Source organism: Pseudorhodobacter antarcticus (assembly GCF_900110135.1).
GTDB classification, from domain to species: domain Bacteria; phylum Pseudomonadota; class Alphaproteobacteria; order Rhodobacterales; family Rhodobacteraceae; genus Pseudorhodobacter; species Pseudorhodobacter antarcticus.
Genome location: NZ_FOCO01000027.1, coordinates 23,430 through 40,934 on the forward strand (window position 1 = coordinate 23,430; position 17,505 = coordinate 40,934).

Annotated in this window: 18 protein-coding genes; 9 read left to right on the top strand and 9 right to left on the bottom strand. The window is 59.3% G+C overall.

The features are described from left to right. Window positions 1-33: 33 nt before the first annotated feature. From hpt to BMY36_RS13105, 4 genes are all read left to right on the top strand, one after another. Window positions 34-579, top strand: coding sequence for a hypoxanthine phosphoribosyltransferase (gene hpt, locus BMY36_RS13090; RefSeq protein ID WP_050519223.1), 546 nt, complete (start codon window positions 34-36; stop codon window positions 577-579). Then, window positions 576-1,070 carry a mismatch-specific DNA-glycosylase gene (locus tag BMY36_RS13095; RefSeq protein ID WP_050519224.1) on the top strand — a complete coding sequence of 165 codons (495 nt, stop codon included), beginning with the start codon at window positions 576-578 and terminating at the stop codon, window positions 1,068-1,070. Before hpt ends, BMY36_RS13095 begins: the two co-directional genes overlap by 4 nt. After that, a complete protein-coding gene (locus BMY36_RS13100) occupies window positions 1,067-1,249 on the top strand; it encodes a hypothetical protein (RefSeq protein ID WP_050519225.1) in 183 nt (60 codons plus the stop codon). Before BMY36_RS13095 ends, BMY36_RS13100 begins: the two co-directional genes overlap by 4 nt. An 89-nt stretch (window positions 1,250-1,338) precedes the next feature. Then, window positions 1,339-2,232, top strand: a complete 894-nt coding sequence (locus tag BMY36_RS13105; RefSeq protein ID WP_050519226.1) for a cytochrome c — start codon at window positions 1,339-1,341, stop codon at window positions 2,230-2,232. Between the two features lie 77 nt (window positions 2,233-2,309). Here the strand turns inward: BMY36_RS13105 and lipA are convergent, their stop codons facing one another. Next, on the bottom strand, window positions 2,310-3,257 hold the full coding sequence (gene lipA, locus BMY36_RS13110) for a lipoyl synthase (protein ID WP_050519227.1): 948 nt from the start codon (window positions 3,255-3,257) through the stop codon (window positions 2,310-2,312). Window positions 3,258-3,410: 153 nt separating this feature from the next. On the opposite strand from lipA, the gene BMY36_RS13115 reads away from it, so the two are divergent. Then, on the top strand, window positions 3,411-4,085 hold the full coding sequence (locus BMY36_RS13115) for an aquaporin (RefSeq protein WP_050519228.1): 675 nt from the start codon (window positions 3,411-3,413) through the stop codon (window positions 4,083-4,085). Between the two features lie 41 nt (window positions 4,086-4,126). Here BMY36_RS13115 and BMY36_RS13120 read toward each other — a convergent pair whose 3' ends face one another. Next, on the bottom strand, window positions 4,127-5,245 hold the full coding sequence (locus tag BMY36_RS13120) for a DUF6456 domain-containing protein (RefSeq protein WP_050519238.1): 1,119 nt from the start codon (window positions 5,243-5,245) through the stop codon (window positions 4,127-4,129). A gap of 218 nt (window positions 5,246-5,463) precedes the next feature. Here BMY36_RS13120 and BMY36_RS13125 point away from each other — a divergent pair, with 218 nt between their 5' ends. Then, a complete protein-coding gene (locus BMY36_RS13125) occupies window positions 5,464-5,748 on the top strand; it encodes a DUF6477 family protein (RefSeq protein WP_050519229.1) in 285 nt (94 codons plus the stop codon). 107 nt (window positions 5,749-5,855) lie between these two features. On the opposite strand, the gene BMY36_RS13130 is transcribed toward BMY36_RS13125, so the two are convergent. Further along, complete coding sequence (locus BMY36_RS13130; protein ID WP_050519239.1) at window positions 5,856-7,397, bottom strand: trimethylamine methyltransferase family protein; 1,542 nt, start codon at window positions 7,395-7,397, stop codon at window positions 5,856-5,858. A gap of 194 nt (window positions 7,398-7,591) precedes the next feature. Here BMY36_RS13130 and guaA point away from each other — a divergent pair, with 194 nt between their 5' ends. Then, complete coding sequence (gene guaA / locus BMY36_RS13135; RefSeq protein WP_050519240.1) at window positions 7,592-9,148, top strand: glutamine-hydrolyzing GMP synthase; 1,557 nt, start codon at window positions 7,592-7,594, stop codon at window positions 9,146-9,148. A 26-nt stretch (window positions 9,149-9,174) separates the two neighbouring features. Here guaA and BMY36_RS13140 read toward each other — a convergent pair whose 3' ends face one another. Then, entirely contained in the window at window positions 9,175-10,740 is a 1,566-nt protein-coding gene (locus tag BMY36_RS13140; RefSeq protein ID WP_050519241.1) for a helicase HerA-like domain-containing protein, read from the bottom strand. 518 nt (window positions 10,741-11,258) lie between these two features. Between BMY36_RS13140 and BMY36_RS13150 the strand changes: the two genes are divergently transcribed. Further along, entirely contained in the window at window positions 11,259-11,915 is a 657-nt protein-coding gene (locus BMY36_RS13150) for an invasion associated locus B family protein (protein ID WP_050519231.1), read from the top strand. Between the two features lie 33 nt (window positions 11,916-11,948). Here the strand turns inward: BMY36_RS13150 and BMY36_RS13155 are convergent, their stop codons facing one another. Genes BMY36_RS13155 through BMY36_RS13170 form a run of 4 tightly spaced genes read right to left on the bottom strand, consistent with a single transcriptional unit; the run spans window position 11,949 to window position 16,112 of the window. Beyond that, window positions 11,949-13,157: a beta-ketoacyl-[acyl-carrier-protein] synthase family protein gene (locus tag BMY36_RS13155; RefSeq protein WP_050519232.1), complete on the bottom strand. Its 1,209-nt coding sequence runs from the start codon at window positions 13,155-13,157 to the stop codon at window positions 11,949-11,951. Then, on the bottom strand, window positions 13,154-13,414 hold the full coding sequence (locus tag BMY36_RS13160) for an acyl carrier protein (RefSeq protein ID WP_074818800.1): 261 nt from the start codon (window positions 13,412-13,414) through the stop codon (window positions 13,154-13,156). The genes BMY36_RS13155 and BMY36_RS13160 overlap by 4 nt, the downstream gene beginning before the upstream one ends. Before the next feature lie 3 nt (window positions 13,415-13,417). After that, the gene (lpxD, locus tag BMY36_RS13165; RefSeq protein WP_050519233.1) at window positions 13,418-14,491 is read right to left on the bottom strand and encodes a UDP-3-O-(3-hydroxymyristoyl)glucosamine N-acyltransferase; all 1,074 of its coding nucleotides are present in this window, start codon (window positions 14,489-14,491) and stop codon (window positions 13,418-13,420) included. Window positions 14,492-14,537: 46 nt separating this feature from the next. Next, on the bottom strand, window positions 14,538-16,112 hold the full coding sequence (locus BMY36_RS13170) for a L,D-transpeptidase family protein (protein WP_419186869.1): 1,575 nt from the start codon (window positions 16,110-16,112) through the stop codon (window positions 14,538-14,540). 374 nt (window positions 16,113-16,486) lie between these two features. On the opposite strand from BMY36_RS13170, the gene mepK reads away from it, so the two are divergent. After that, window positions 16,487-17,056: a peptidoglycan L,D-endopeptidase MepK gene (gene mepK, locus BMY36_RS13175; protein ID WP_050519234.1), complete on the top strand. Its 570-nt coding sequence runs from the start codon at window positions 16,487-16,489 to the stop codon at window positions 17,054-17,056. A gap of 158 nt (window positions 17,057-17,214) precedes the next feature. On the opposite strand, the gene BMY36_RS13180 is transcribed toward mepK, so the two are convergent. Next, a partial coding sequence (locus BMY36_RS13180; RefSeq protein WP_139194050.1) for a transposase occupies window positions 17,215-17,505 on the bottom strand: 291 nt, incomplete at its 5' end.

Sequence of the window (17,505 nt, forward strand, 5' to 3'; positions counted from 1 at the left end):
GGATAAACAAGCCCCAGAAATCAAGGGGCCAGCATGCAACCGAGACCTTATGTCATAGATCAGATGATCTCCGCCAAATCCATCGCCGCGCGAATCGAAGCGCTCGCCACCCAAATCCGCGACCATTTTCACGGTACTGACAAACTGGTCGTCGTGGGCCTGCTGCGCGGCTCTTTCGTGTTCATCGCCGATCTCGTGCGCGAACTCGACCTGCCCGTCGAGGTCGATTTTCTTGAGGCGTCAAGCTATGGCGACGCCACCCACAGCAGCCGCGAGGTTCGCATCCTGAAAGATTTGCGCGGTGAAATCGCAGGCCGCGATGTGCTTGTGGTCGAAGATATTGTGGACACGGGCCACACCCTCACCCATGTCCTGCACCTTTTGCAATCGCGCAACCCAGCAAGGATGGAGGTGTGCGTGCTGCTCGACAAACCCACCCGCCGCGAGGTGGAAGTATCGGCAACATGGACCGGCTTCACCATCCCCGATGAATTTGTCGTGGGCTACGGCATTGATTTTGCCCAACGCAACCGCAACCTGCCCTATATCGGCAAAGTGCGCTTTACCGACACGCCATGATCCTTCCCGACCTTGTCACCAAGGGCTTAAAACTCATTTTCTGCGGCACCGCCGCCAGCCACGCGTCCGCCACACGCGGCCATTATTACGCAGGCCCCGGCAACCGCTTTTGGCCCCTTTTGTTTGACACCGGCCTCACCCCCCGCCTGTTCCAACCCGCAGATGATCACCTGCTGCCCAGCCTTGGCATCGGGCTCACCGATCTCGCCAAAACCGCCTCCGGCATGGACCACGATATCCCGCGCACGGCCTACACACCGAACCGCCTCCACCAACTCATCACCACCCTGCGCCCGCAAACCCTTGCTTTCACCAGCCTTACCGCCGCTAAAATAGCCCTAGGCGCCCGCCATCCCGCAGGCAAAACCACCCATCCGGCACTTTCCAACATCCCCATCTGGGTCCTCCCCTCGCCCTCCGGCGCCGCCCGCGCCACCTTTACCGCGACCCCGTGGCACGACCTCGCCACCCACATCAGGCACCTCACATGAATTATATCTGGTTTTTGCGCATGGCCCGCTGGGTCCGCAACCCGCCCTCACCGCAAATGGTCAAACTGGTCATCGGCGTGATCGCCGTCAGCTTGTTGATCTTTGGCTTTGAATATATGTTCGGCTGGCCCGAATGGCTCACCCCCAACGGCGGCGGCCGCGCCCACAGATTGCCCTGACAACCCACGCCAATCACAATACCGCTGGCCCCATTGCACCACGCCGCAGCACACAGCAAACTGACCACTCCTTAGGGGAAAGTCCCATCATGCGCCGCCTTCTTATCTCCGCCGCAACGCTTACCGTTATTGGTGGCGCTGCATTCTGGGTGATCACCACACCAAACCCATTGCCCGCCGTCGCCACAGCGGGCCTCATGGGCGATGCAATGGCGGGCAAAGACATCTTTTGGACCGCGGGCTGCGCGTCTTGCCACATGGCCCCCAATGCAACAAGCAACGCCGAACTCATCCTTGCGGGGGGGCAAAAATTCCCGTCTAATTTCGGCACCTTTATCGCCCCCAACATCTCCCCAGATCCCATCCACGGCATCGGCGGTTGGTCCTTGGAAACCTTCGCCAACGCGGTAACGCGCGGCGTCTCGCCCACGGGGCAACACTACTACCCCGCCTTCCCCTACACCTCGTATAACAAGATGAAACTGCAAGACGTGGCCAACCTCAAATCCTTCATGGACACGCTGCCCCCCAGCACAACACCCAGCCAACCGCATGACATCGGCTTTCCCTTCAACATCCGGCGCAACCTTGGCGGCTGGAAGTTCCTGTTCGCAACGGATGAATGGACCATCCCCACCCCCCTAACCCCACAAGAGGAACGCGGTCGCTACCTTGCAGAATCCCTCGCCCATTGCGCGGAATGTCACACCCCACGCAACGCGCTTGGCGGGCTCGACCGCGCAAAATGGATGGCTGGCGCCCCCGACCCGTCCGGCAAAGGCCGCGTGCCCAACATCACCCCCGGCGCACTTGATTGGTCAACAGACGACATCACAGCCTACCTCACCACCGGCTTCACCCCCGAATATGACAGTGCAGGCGGCCATATGGTGCATGTGGTCCAAAACATGGCCCGCCTGCCACTCGACGACGTGCAAGCAATCTCCTCCTACCTAAAGCGCGTCCCCGCAATCGCAGACTAGCGCTTTTTCTGTTTGAAAATATCCCGGGGGTCCGGGGGCTGGCCCCCGGCGCGCGCCATTTAACCCCGCAGCGCACTTTACTGCGAAAGATTCGCCAAGCGCGCAGCGCGCATCTGCGCGAAATCATCCCCCGCATGATAGGATGACCGCGTCAGCGGCGTCGCCGACACCATCAAAAACCCCTTGCCATAAGCGGCGGTTTCATAGGCCTTAAACTCATCCGGCGTCACAAAGCGGTCCACCCGGTGATGCTTTGGCGTTGGCTGCAAATACTGCCCAACGGTCAAAAAATCCACATCCGCCGCGCGCATGTCGTCCATCACCTGCCGCACGCCTTGGGCATCCTCACCCAATCCCACCATAATGCCGGATTTGGTGAACATTGCAGGGTCCAACTCCTTCACCCGCTGCAACAAACGCAGCGAATGGAAATACCGCGCACCGGGCCGCACCGTGGGGTACAGGCCGGGCACGGTTTCCAAATTGTGGTTGAACACATCGGGCCGCGCCTCAACCACTTTTTCCAAAACCTCGGGCGCGCATTTCAAGAAATCGGGGGTCAGAATCTCAATCGTCGTATCCGGGCTGCGGTGACGAATCGCACGAATGGTTTGCGCAAAGTGATCGGCCCCGCCATCTGCCAAATCATCCCGGTCAACGCTTGTGATCACCACATGGTTCAACCCCAATTGCTGCACGGCATGGGCCACGCGCCCCGGCTCAAACGCATCCAGCGTTTGCGGCTTGCCCGTGGCCACGTTGCAAAACGTACAGCCGCGCGTGCAAATCTCGCCCATGATCATCATAGTGGCATGGCCCTGCCCCCAACATTCGCCCACATTCGGGCAACCCGCCTCCTCACAGACGGTGACCAACTTTTGCTCTTTCAAAATGTCACGCGTCCGCTTGTACCCCTCGGACGTGGGCGCTTTCACCCGTATCCAATCGGGTTTTTTTGGCTGCGCATTGTCGACGCGATGCGCTTTTTCGGGGTGGCGCTGTTCCGGCAGTTTGAGATCACGCATCTATTTTTCCCCCTGACAAAAATTCTTTTTCCCAATTACCCTTTTTTCAGGGATCAAACAACCAGTGCGGCCTATAACCGCACCCTCAAAAATGCCGGGGCCCTATGCACTCGGCGCAAACTTAAAAAATGGCAGGTTTTACAGTTTAACAAAATGATCGCAGAGGTTTTGGGAACCTTCATTCTGGTGTTTTTCGGCTGCGGCGCGGCTGTGCTGATGGGCGAATTTATCGGTTTCCACGCCATTGCAATGGCCTTTGGTCTGGCAATCGTCGCCGCCGCTTACGGGCTTGGCGCAATTTCGGGGGCACATCTTAACCCCGCCGTCTCCTTGGGCGCGCTGATGGCTGGCCAGATGTCGACATCCGATTTCGCCGCCTATGTCGTGTCGCAATTGATCGGCGCCGTGCTGGCCGCAGGCGTGATCTATATCATCGCATCGGGCAAGGCGGGCTATGATCTGGCCACCAACGGTCTTGGCCAAAACAGCTATGGCGCGAGCTATTTGGGCGAATATTCCATAATGGCGGCGCTGACGTTTGAATGCGTCACAACCTTCATCTTCGTCACCGAGGTCTTGGGCGCAACCCAAAAAGACGCACCTGCAGGCTTTGCCGGGTCGGCGATTGGCCTTACTTTGGCTGCGATCCACTTGGTTGGCATCAACATGACCGGCGTTTCCGTGAACCCCGCGCGGTCCTTTGGCCCGGCAGTGTTTGTCGGCGGCAAGGCCATGGCCGATCTGTGGCTGTTTATCGTGGCACCTTTGGTGGGCGGCGCGCTGGCAGGCCTTTTGAACAAGGCCAACATCACCCGCAACCCGGCCTAAACCCAAAAAAAGGGGGGTCCAACCCGGCCCCCCCTATCCCCTTACCCAATCATCGGGCCGTGTTTGCCATACAACGTCTCGTAATGCAGCCGCAGGCGTTGCAACGCGATCCGCAGCACAATCTTGCCCGACCGCGCCGACCAGCCCATCCGCTGCTCCGCCACCTCCAACCCCTCCAAAAAACAACAACAGCGCAGCACCATATCCCCCAGCCCCGGCCCCAAATCGCGCAACGCGCCCGACACCCGTTCGCGCGCATCCGCTGCACCGCCCGTGCCGCCCCCCGGCGCAAACCCACCCCGATCACCCCCGGTCAAAAACCGCTCCCAGTTTTGGGTCACGCGCGGCCCCATCTGCGCCAACTCGAAATCCATCCGCAACTGCTCGGCCGCCGTCACCAATTCGGCTGATAAGAACGACTTGCCATCGCGGTCCCGCCGGCGCGCCAAAACCTGCACCGGGCTTTCCGCCGAATTATACCGCCCACGCTTGTCCTCGCCCAGATCGCGCCCCGTATCGCGCCCCGAACCCAAAGGCTCCCAGTCGCGATGCTGGTCGCCAAACGCCGTTTGCGCCTCGGCCATCCCCTCCGGCCCCGCCTGCATCCGCTTCAACGCCGCCCGCCCCACCGCTGTGATATGATAGCTGGAAATCCGCCCTTGCTTTTCGCACCCGATCCACTCCTTCAACGCAAACGCCTGCGCCAAGGCCCGGTCAATCACCGCCAGCCGCACCGTGCGCCCATCGGCAAAACTGCGCAGCACTGCCGCCTTTTCCATATCGTGCGCAATCGCCAGCACTGTGTCCACCTCCGCCAACCGGCGCAACACCGTGCGGCCTTCGCGCAAAATTGTGGCTTCATCCATCGTCATTGTCTCTTGTCTGATCGGGGCGGTCATGGGGCTGGCTTCCTTATCGCTGGAGTTGCAAGGGTCGTTGTCCTGCACCCGCCCAAGCGCGCACAGCGCTTCATCCACCAAAGGGTCGTCGCGGCGGCATTCCGTGCGGCGCACCTGTCGCAGCACAGTCGACGCATGGCAGCCTTCACGCTTTGCCAATTGTCGTAGGGAAACCCCTTGTTCTGTGTGGTCCAGGTACAGGCGTGCCGCATCGGGCAGCCATGCAGGCAGCGAAAACTCCGAACTCAGATTTGATCCCATCACACCGTCCTGTGCCGCTCTTGCCAAGCTTTTGATCCCGTCTTGGACATTTTCAACTTTGCGGAGCATTGGTTACCTGTTCGTTAATATCTTCGCTTTCGCCCATAATTGTTTCCAAATCATAAACAAATGGAAAAGCAGCGTGCGCTGAAAGGGACAGTCGCGCAACGCCCGGTTGTCTTGATGCAACATGCAATCACATTTCAACAGGAGGCTTTATGTCCGATCTCAGCACCATTCTCGCCAATTTGCGCCGCCCTCGCCTCTTGGTCCGCGCTGCCCGCCATGGCATGGGCGACTACCGCCGTGACCGCGATTTGCGCCGCCTTATCAACGCAGCCACCCCGCCCAGCCCCGAATCCGCCCTAAAACGCCTGTTCGATGCCGAAGAACAGACCGAGGAAACCCGCCGCAACGGCGATGCCGGCTATTCCATCGCCCGACACATCGAACTTCTCATCGCCATAATGTCCGAGGCGCGGCTGCTGCGCCCCGCAGCCTAACGCCACATGCAAAAAAGGCCCCCCCGCTGCCGGAGGGGCCGTTTTACCGTCAAACCTTAACGTCACATAAACGCAAAACCCGTTTTAGGTGAACGCAGGCACACGCATCAAACAAACGCGTCAGGCATACTCGCCTTTTTGCGCGCGACATAATCATCAATTGCATCGCGCACGGCTTCATCAAGCACAGGCGCTTGGTAATCGCCAATCATCTTGGCAACACGGTTGGCCGCCAGCGTTTCGGTATCGCGCGCGCCTTCCTCATACCACGTCTCAAACGGTTTATAATCAAACAGTTCCGACCGCCAGAACGCCGATTTAAAGTTCTTTTGCGTATGCTCACAGCCCAGAAAATGCCCGCCCGGCCCCACTTCGCGCAGCGCGTCCATCGCCTGCCCGTTGTCGTCCATCATCACCCCTTGGGCCAAATGATGCAGCGTGCCCAACTGGTCCGCATCCATCACGAACTTCTCAAACGACGACACAAGGCCGCCTTCCAACCAGCCGCAGGCATGCAGCATAAAGTTCACCCCAGACAGCAGCGCCATGTTCAAACTGTTCGCCGTTTCATACGCCGCCTGCGCATCCGGCAGTTTGGACCCGCAAAACGACCCGCCCGAACGATACGGCAAATTCAACCTGCGCGCGAGCTGCCCCGCACCATAGGTGATATGCGCAGCCTCCGGCGTCCCAAACGTCGGCGCACCCGAATTCATGTCAATCGACGTCACAAACGCCCCGAAAATCACCGGGGCGCCCGCACGCACCAACTGGCTATAGGCAACCCCCGCCAACACTTCTGCCAACACTTGTGTCAACGTGCCCGCCACCGTCACCGGGGCCATCGCCCCCCCCACGATAAAGGGCGAAATAATCGCCGCTTGGCCCGCTTTTGCATAGACTTCCAACGCGCCCATCATGGTCGAATCGAATGTCAGCGGGCTGTTGATGTTGATCAGGCTGGTCATCACCACGTTTTGATCGACGAAATCCGCGCCAAACAGCAGCTTCGACATCTCCACCGAATCCGCCGCGCGCTCTGGCTCCGTGACCGACCCCATATAGGGCTTGTCCGACAACACCATATGCGCGCGCAACATGTCCAAATGCCGCTTGTTCACCGGAATATCGGTCGGCTCACAAACCGTGCCACCCGAATGGTGAACCCATTTCGACATATAGCCCAGTTTTACGAACTTCTCAAAATCCTGCATCGTGGCGTAACGCCGCCCGCCTTCACGGTCGCGCACAAAGGGAGGGCCATAGACCGGGGCCAGCACCAAATTGCGCCCACCAATGTCCACGTTGCGGTCGCTGTTGCGCGCGTGTTGCGTGAACATCGACGGGGCCGTGGCGCATAACTGCCGCGCCAACCCGCGCGGAATATGCACCCGCTCGCCCTTCACATCGGCCCCAGCCGCGCGCCAACGGTCCAACGCTGCGGGATTGTCGATGAAGTTAACACCAATCTCCTCCAGCACTGTTTCCGCGTTGTATTCAATAATCTGCAACGCTTCTTCATTCAGAATCTCAAAATTCGGAATGTTGCGTGTGATAAACTTCGCCACGTCAAAGCTAACGGCCGTCCGTTCCGCCCGCCGCACAGACCCACCACCGCCCCGCGCCCGCCGTCCTGCCGCTTCATTCATCACGATCACTCCATCTTTGCCCGCAAACACGCGGCCCATTCGCAGCCCTTATGCCGCCATTCTGCATCCAAGCGTCCCACATTTCCGTCATATATCCCCCAAAACCGACATTCCCCGGATCCAACCCCCACCATGACCCCGCGCCCCGCGTTTGGCCCCTTGCGATTCGCCCTATCCTTGCTTATCCCCCGTGCATGACACATCATGCACGCCTCCTCATCATCGACTTCGGCTCTCAGGTCACGCAGCTCATCGCGCGGCGCTTGCGCGAGTTGAGTGTTTATTGCGAAATTCACCCGTTCAATAAGGTGACAGACGCGTTTCTGGCCGATTTCGCGCCAAAAGCGGTGATCTTGTCTGGCGGCCCGGCTTCGGTGTTCGCCGATGGTGCGCCCATGCCCCCCGCCAGCCTGTGGGATTATGGCGTGCCCATCCTTGGCATCTGCTATGGCCAACAGGTGATGATGCATTGCTTGGGCGGCCATGTTGAACGCGGCCACGGCACCGCCGAATTTGGCCGTGCGTTTGTCACGCCGACGCCTGCCAAAACCGACCTGTTGGATGGCTGGTTTCAAACCGACCGCGAACAGGTCTGGATGTCGCACGGCGATCACGTCTCCAAAATCGCCCCGGGGTTTGAGGTGTATGGCACCTCCCCCAACGCGCCTTTTGCCATCATCGCCGATCCTGCGCGCCGCTTTTACGCCGTTCAATTCCACCCCGAGGTGCATCACACCCCGAACGGCGCGAAATTCTATGAAAACTTCATCCGCATCGCAGGCTTTACCGGCGATTGGACCATGGGCGCCTACCGCGAGGATGCGATTGCCAAAATCAAGCAGCAGGTCGGCGACAAACGCGTAATCTGCGGCCTATCTGGCGGCGTGGACAGTTCCGTGGCCGCCGTTTTGATACATGAGGCGATCGGCGACCAACTCACCTGCGTGTTCGTCGATCACGGGTTACTGCGTGAAAATGAGGCGGCTGAGGTCGTTAAAATGTTCACCGAAAACTACAAAATCCCACTTATCCATGCCGACGAATCCGAATTGTTCTTGGGCAAACTCAACGGCGTGTCAGACCCCGAAACCAAGCGTAAAATCATTGGCGGCCTGTTCATCGACGTGTTCCAAAAATACGCAAACGGCATCGAAGGCGCAGAATTTCTTGCCCAGGGCACCCTTTACCCCGATGTGATCGAAAGCGTTTCCTTCTCTGGCGGGCCTTCAGTCACCATCAAATCCCACCACAATGTCGGCGGCTTGCCCGAAAAAATGGGCCTCAAACTGGTCGAACCCTTGCGCGAACTCTTCAAGGACGAAGTCCGCGCGCTTGGCCGCGAACTCGGCCTGCCCGCCTCCTTCATCGGTCGCCATCCGTTCCCCGGTCCCGGCCTCGCCATCCGCTGCCCCGGCGAGATTACAATCGAAAAGCTGGAGATCTTGAAAAAGGCCGATGCGGTGTTCATCGACCAAATCCGCAAACACGGGCTTTACGATGACATCTGGCAGGCATTCGTTGCAATTCTGCCCGTCCGCACCGTGGGCGTGATGGGCGATGCGCGCACCTATGATTTCGCTTGCGCGTTGCGCGCGGTGACAAGCGTTGACGGCATGACCGCCGATTACTATCCCTTCACCCATGATTTTCTGGGTGAAACCGCAACGCGGATTATCAATGAAGTTCAAGGGATTAACCGGGTAACTTACGACATTACATCAAAGCCGCCCGGCACTATCGAATGGGAGTGATGTGCGCGCGCACATCACCCCAACCATCAGCGTTTCTTAAACAACGACCCCAAAATCCCGCGCACAATCGCTTGGCCACCCCGCGTGCCCAATTGCCGCGCGAATGATTTTGCAAACGCTTCCCCCACCGAATCCGCCGACCCAGATGTGCCCGCAGTCCGCCGCCGCGCTGCAGGTTTTGCGGCCCCGCCATCGTACCGCCGCGCCGCTTTAAACTCGCGCTCTTCCTTGGCCTCCAACACCGCCCGCGCTTCCGCCGCCTCACCAGCCGCCACTTCTTTTGCCGCCGCCTCGGCCCGCGCACGAAGGCGTTCAAACGCCGAATCGCGGTCAATCACCGCTTCATATTTCCCGGCAATGGGCGATGCGGCCATCAACATCGCCCGCACGCCCGCATCAATCGGCCCCAACTGGCTGCTCGGCGGCCTGATCAGTGTGCGCTCCACCACGCCCGGTATCCCTTTATCTTGCAAAAACGATGTCACGGCCTCCCCCGTACCGACCTCTTTAATCGCATCCTCCGTCGAAAAACGCGGGTTTTCGCGGTAGGTTTGCGCCGCCAACACCAAATCGCGTTGGTCGCGCGGCGTGAACACCCGCAGCGCGTGCTGCACCCGGTTGCCCAATTGCGCCAGCACATCATTGGGCACATCTGCCGGTTTTTGCGTGATAAAATAAATCCCAACACCTTTGGACCGGATCAGGCGCACCACCTGTTCAACCTTATCAACCAACGCTTTGGGCGCGCCATCAAACAGCAAATGCGCCTCGTCAAAGAAAAACACCAGTTTGGGTTTGTCCGGGTTGCCCACCTCGGGCAATTCCTCAAACAATTCCGACAGCAGCCACAGCAAAAACGTCGAATAAAGCCGCGGCGCGCCCATCAACTGGTCCGCCGCCAAGATGTTAATGCGCCCCCGCCCATCCGGGTCCACTTGCATCATGTCAGACAGCGCCAGCGCCGGCTCGCCAAACAAATTGGCCCCACCCTGATTCTCCAACACCAACAACCGCCGCTGAATGGCCCCGATCGAACTGGTCGAAACTAACCCATAGGCTGTGCTGATGCTGCTGGCATTTTCACCAATAAACGTCAGCATTGCGCGCAGATCTTTCAGATCATACATCGGCAACGCCTCATCATCGGCCAGCCGGAACGCCACGTTCATCACGCCCTCTTGCGGCTCCGTCAGCTCCAGCAACCGCGACAACAACAGTGGCCCCATTTCGGCCACGGTGGTGCGCACCGGGTGGCCTTGCTTGCCAAACAGGTCCCAAAACGTCACCGGAAAGCTACAATACTTCAAATCCATGCCGATTGTTTCCGCACGCTTAACAAACGCCGCGTGCAGCTTGTGATCCGCCGACCCCGGCAGCGCCACGCCCGACAAATCGCCCTTCACGTCCGACATGAAAACAGGCACACCCGCCGCTGAAAACCCCTCGGCCAAAATTTGCAACGTCACGGTTTTACCCGTCCCCGTCGCCCCCGCGATCAATCCATGCCGGTTGCCAAACCCCAACAACAGGTTTTGCGCCTCACCATAAGTCGCCCCGCCACCGCCCACAAAAATGCTGCTCTCAACCGTCACAAAAACCCCTTTCAACCTTTAGGTGCAACGCCTCGCCGCGCCGCCCATCGCTGTCAAAATACATTGTTAACCGTTCTGTGCCAGAACTGTTGTCACCAACCCAGTCGAAAGGCCCGGTTGGTGTGACTTCCTCCCTGTTAAACTGGCCGCGCCCTTTGAAAAGGCGCGGTTTTTTTCATTCCCCACCGCACAAAGCCGTGAATTTCCCCTGTTGACGCATGCACAATTAGGCCCTAAGTTCTCTACCAATGAAGTCGGCCAGTCCGACAGGGAGCAAAAAAATTCAAGAAAAGGGCCGGTTCGCTGGCCCTTTCGCTTTTTCCCCGCCTCCCCAGAAAATGCGTCCCCGCACATCCCAAACACGCATTTTGCACCCCACCTTGTATGCGCGGTATATTGCCATCGCACCCCCATCGCGCGACGTTTTCGGGCCTGACTTCACCCGGCCGCCATGCTAATGCGACCATCAGACCATTTAAGGCCAGTCGTTAAAGGCCAGTCGTTAAAGGACCAAACGCATGACCAAATCCACACCGTTTTTTGCAACAACCCTTTGCTTACTTCTGGGCACAGCCACCTTTGCCCAAGGCACCGCTGCCCCCGCAGCAGATGCCCCCGCCGCCAATGCAGCCGCCGATGCAGCCGCCGCCCCAGTGGTTGGGACCACCGCCGCCGCCGATGGCCTGTCGATGGGCACCGAAGCGGGCACGGGTGCTGCCGCCGCGCCTCAATTCACCGATGAATTGTTTGGCACTTGGACAAAGCGCTGCGACATCAACACAGAAAACCCTGCCCCCTGCCAACTTTACCACCTGCTGAAAGACAGCGATGGCACCAGTGTCGCCGAGATTTCGTTGTTTGGTCTGCCACAGGGTCAACAAGCGGCCGCAGGTGCAACTGTGATCGTGCCGTTGGAAACGTTGCTCACCGCCGATCTGGTCTTGGCTGTCGATACTGGCAAGGCGCGCAATTATCCCTTTGCGTGGTGTTCACCCGCAGGCTGCATCGCGCGCATCGGGTTTACCCAAGCCGAAGTGGATGGTTTCAAAAAGGGGAATGAGGCAAAGCTAACAATCGTGCCCGCCGTTGCCCCCGATCAAAAGGTGGAATTGACTGTGCCATTGACCGGCTTTACCGCAGGTTATGACGCGGTGAACGCGGCAAACGGCAACTAAAGCCAACACACGCCGCGCCTGATCCGCGCGGCGTTACCCCCGGCGCAACGCCAAAACTGCGTTCATCCCGCCAAAGGCAAAGGCGTTTGACAGCGCCACCGCCACCCGCGCCTGTCGCGCCTCATTCGGCACCACGTCCAGCGGGCAATCCGGATCCGCCGCCACATATCCAACCGTTGGCGCAATCACCCCATCGCGCAACGCCATGATGCAGGCCAGCAATTCCACCGCCCCCGTCCCGCCAATAATATGCCCATGCGCGGCTTTGGTCGATGACACCATCAAACCATCCGTATCCGCCCCAAACACGCGCATAATTGCCGCACATTCGGTCCGGTCATTCGCCGCCGTCCCCGTGCCATGCGCGTTGATATAGCCCACATCACCGGGGGCGAGTTTCGCATCCCGCAACGCCCCCGCAATCGCCCGCGCCGCCCCCGCCTCGCTTGGCATCACAATATCACTGGCATCCGAAGTCATTGCAAACCCGACAACTTCCGCCAAAATCTCGGCCCCGCGTGCCACCGCATGGTCGCGGTCCTCAAACACAAACACCGCCGCCCCCTCGCCCTGCACCATGCCATTGCGGGTTGCGCAAAACGGGCGGCATCCATCCTTGGACATCACGCGCAAGCCCTCCCACGCTTTGATACCGCCAAAACTCAGCATCGCCTCGGACCCGCCGGTGACCATCACGCGCGCCGCCCCCGACTGCACCAGATGGAACGCCTGCCCCATGGCGTGGTTGGAACTGGCACAAGCGGTCGACACCGTGAAACTCGGGCCCTGCAGCCCAAACGCCATCGACACATGGCTTGCTGCCGCATTGTGCATCAAGCGCGGCACCACAAACGGATGCACCCGGTTTTTCCCTTCGGCATAGACCGCGCGAAAACTCTCATCTTGGGTGATCAATCCACCGCCAGCGGTGCCCAAAACCACCCCCGCCTCCAGCGCCAGATCGCCCTGAAACACCAACCCCGATTGCGCCACCGCTTGGCGCGCAGCATAAACCGCAAATTGCGTAAATCGGTCAAACAGCCCGAGCTCACCGCGCGAAAAATGCACCTCCGGCTGCCAGCCCTGCACTTGCGCGCCAATGCGAATGGTCAACCGTTCCACATCCGGCACATCCAGCGGCCCAATCGCGCAGCGCCCATTGGCAAAGGCGGCAAACGTGCCCACCACATCCTGCGCCAGCGCATTGACCGTGCCCGCCCCGGTGATAACAACCCGCCTCATGCGGTTTGCGCGTCAATCAACCCCTGCACCGCCGCCACAATCGTGCGCACCGATGTCAGGTCAAACCCGCTGTCCTCAGGCGTATTGGCGTTGAAAGGCACGGAAATATCAAACGCCTCTTCTATCGCAAATATCGCCTCAACCAGCGCCAAACTGTCCACGCCCAAGCTTTCCAACGTGCAATCAAGGCTTATGTCCGCCACATCCAGCATCGCTTGCTCGGCAATAATCGCGCGCACGCGCTCTTCCACAGTCACGCTTTATTCCCCTTTATCAGTGGCTTGCGCCACGTTCTTCATCCAGCGTGGCAAGCGGCGCAACGCTTTTTGCATTTCCAGATGCGTCTCCATCTTGACCGCAGGATAACCCAGCAACACCCGCCCGGCAGGCGCATTGGTGAAAATCTTGGTGCCACCGCCCGCAATCACATCGTCGCCCACAAAGATATTGTCATTGACCCCGCATTGCCCCGCCAACACCACGCGGTCACCAATCCGGCTGGAGCCCGCAATCCCAACCTGCCCACACAGCAAACAATCGCGGCCAATTTGCACATTATGCCCGATATGCACCATGTTATCCAACTTGGTGCCACTGCCAATCATCGTATCCCGAATGGTGCCGCGGTCCACACAGGCATTCGCGCCAATATCCACATCATCCCCGATGGTTACAGCGCCAAGTGAATGTATCCGCGTCCAAGATTGCGCGGTGCCAACATCGCGCTGCCCCAGCGTTTCGCGGATCTCCTCCACCCCCGATTTTTCGGGCGTAACAAACGAAAACCCATCCGCCCCAATCACGGCACCCGGCTGGCAAATAAAGCGGTCGCCAATCACAACCCGCGCGCCAATCCGCGCACCTTGCAATATCAACGCATCAACGCCAATCCGCGCACCGTCCGCAATGCTCACATGGCTGGCAATCCGCGCGCCAGCGCCAATCACCACGCCTGCGCCAATCACCACAAACGGCCCAATCGCGGCCCCAGCACCAATCTGTGCGGACGCATCCACAATCGCCATCGCATGCACACCCGGCGCAATCGCTGGCCCCGCGTCCATCATCCGCGACAATCCCGCCATCGCCAAACGACCGCGCGGCGCAAATATCGCGGCCTTCAACCCCAGCGCATGCCAATCGGCCCCTTGCCACAACAGCGCTGCCACCGCAGCCCCTTGCGCCAATCCGCCCGCATATTTGGGGTCCATCGCCAGCGCCAATTCATGCACCTGCGCCGCCGCAGGCTCGGCCGCGCCGCTTACCCGCAGCGTTACATCCCCCACCGCTTGCGCGCCAAGGGCCGCCGCAATTTCCGCAATCGTATGGGCCATCACGCGGCTCCCTTACCAACGGCCAACCGGGCCAATCACAAGGGATTTAGCCCGCCCGCGCCTCCAGCACCACCCCGGCCTCTTGCAAGGCGCGAAAAATCGCTGCGTCACGATCATAAACATCGCGCCGATACTCCATCCGCCCTTTGGCCGATGGATAGGCGGTGAAATACACCAAATGCACCGGCAACGGCACATCAAGGCGCAAATTGGTTTCAACACCTGTCGCCAACACCGATTTGAACATCCCCACCGGGTCATCGCTTTGGGCCGCCAGCAGCGCATAGGCGAAATCAAAGGGGTCCCCAAGGCGGATACAGCCGTGGCTGAACGCCCGCACTTCACGCGCAAACAGCGACTTGGACGGGGTGTCGTGCAAATAGATGTTGTACTGGTTCGGGAACATGAACTTCACTAACCCCAGCGCGTTGCTGTCGGATGGCGGCTGGCGCATGGAATAAGGAAAGCTGCGTTCGGTATATTTGGCAAAATTGATGGCGCTGCGCGGCACAACCCGGCCCCGGCTGTCGATAATCTTTAGGTGCCCCGCAGCCCCCGCATTGCGCTTCATCATCGGCAAATATTCGCGGGTGGTGATCGACCGTGGCACGTTCCACGATGGGTTGATCGCCATATACTCCATCTCGTCGGAAAACTCTGGCGTTTGGCGATCTTTGTCCAACGCGCCAATCACCGACCGGGTGCTAAAGGTCACACGCCCATGATCAACGATTTTTGCGGTGAAATCGGTCATGTTCACCCAGATATGGCGGTCGCCGCGCGGAATGTTCATCCAACGCTCGCGCTCCATCGCCACCACGACCGATTCCAGCCGCGCCTTTGGCCCAATGTTCAACTCATCAATCGTGCTGGCCACGGCAACGCCATTCGCTTCCAGCCCCATGTCGGTCTGAAACGCCTGCACCGCTTTGGAAATTGTCCCATCATAACTTGCGGTGACCGAACGTGACAGATACCCCAGCGCCACCAAACGGTCGCGCATCTGGATCACCGCGGGCCCCGTTGCCCCCGGTTTCAGGCTGGCCGCCGCAATTTTTGGCCCCCAACCGCCAGCGGCCACCTGGGCCTCCAGCTCAAACTTGGCGCGCATCAATTGCGCATAGGCCGGGCTGCGCGGCGGCAGTGATTTCAAAAACGCCACAGGTTCTGCGGCCAAAAACGCCTCTAGGTTGGCGCGGCGGTCGCGCAGCGGCACCTCACGCTTGATCAGCGGAATAACTTTGCCCGGCTCCAACGCACCCGTTTGCACGTCATGAGCGTAATCCAGCAGTGCGCGGGTCAAGGTCACATCTAACCGCCCCCGGTCGCCTTCGGTCCGCGCCGCCGCCGCAAGCGCTATCAACTGCGCCGGATCATAGCGATTGGTCGGCAATCCATGCGCGCGCGCCCCGGCCAAGGCAGACAGCAACGCAGACCGCCGCGCCTCTTGTCCCGGACCCGTCCAGATTGGTGCGTAATCGCTGTCGCGGTAAAACCTTGCCACCGCTTCATCGTCAGATGCCGCCGCCGCAACAGACTGACTGAACGCCCCAATCGTTTGCGGCGCTGAAAACACCACCTTGGTTTGCGCAAATCCCGGCACCATGGCCGTCCCACACATCAAGGCAGAAAGCATAAATATAGAAGCACCGCGAACAATCGCAGGACGAGAGACAGCAGACAGAACCATAAAAAACCTCAAGCATCAGCGCGTTTGGGAAAAAAGGCATCAAGATGATGTGTCTGTCCACTCACAAACCCGTAGAAAGGGCGCCAAGTGTCACATTCCAGGCACATGGCTTTTTTTTGCCACAGTTTTAACGACCTCGGAACAATTTAAGCAAGTATTTGCCTATCGGGTGGCATGTTGGGGAACCAAGTCAATCTTTGCTTGGGTTGCGATTCGACCTGTGCCATAAGGCAAGGGCACTCGGGACAAAGTGCAGCAAAGACCGCGATAAGTGGTAGAATACCAGCGACGGGACAGGCGCTTTTATGACGAATGATACTGGAACGATGATCACGCGACGTGGGCTGCTTGGGGCTTTCGCAGCGACAGCGTTGATCGCGACCCCCACCTACAGCAATGCTTTCGGGTTTTTGCGCGGCGCCGGCGATATTCGGCGCATCAAGATGTATTCGGGCCGCACAGGTGAAAGCATCGACACCATTTATTGGGTCGAAGGCGAGTACATCAAAGAAGCGTTGAAAGAAATCAACCACTTCATGCGCGATTGGCGGTCGGGTGATACCGTAAATATGGACCCGCGCACGGTTGATATCATGGCCGCCTCGCACCGTCTGATGGACGCGTCCGAACCTTATATGATGCTGTCAGGCTATCGCAGCCCCAAAACCAACGCGATGCTGCGATCCAAATCTGGTGGCGTTGCGCGCAATTCCTTGCATATGAAAGGCCAAGCGGCCGATCTGCGTTTGAAATCCCGCTCCACCGGGCAAATGGCCAAGGCGGCTGCGGCCTGTGCCTCTGGCGGGGTTGGCAAATACAGCCGCTCCAACTTCGTGCATATGGATTGCGGCCCGGTTCGCTCTTGGGGCGGCTAACCCCCACGCCCTTGAATTAAAAAAGGCGTCCTAACCCCCAGCCCCTACGGTAAATGTTGAAAGGGGAGTCGCTGTTGCGGCTCTTCTTTTTTATGATTAATACTGGCTCTGTTGCACAAATGGTCTGACGGTGAGGGTTCCCCTATCCCCGGACAGACTTATCCCACGACTTCTGTAATGGGCGTGCCGAGAGTGGTGAAGCCGTTCAGGACGGCAACACGAACTTGGAACTCCGCGACCTGACGGTCGAAGTCCCGCGCCATAAGGCGCTGACCCAGCAGTTTGACACAGTGCATCTTTGTTTCGACGCGGCTTCGGCGGTGATAGCCGCTCCATCGTCGCCATATCGTCCGGCCGAAGCGTTTCGACGCGCGGAGGGCCTCGTTCCGCGCGATCGCGCCAGGAGTGTCGGGTTTCCATGGCTTGGCGTTCTTGCGCGGCGGAATGAT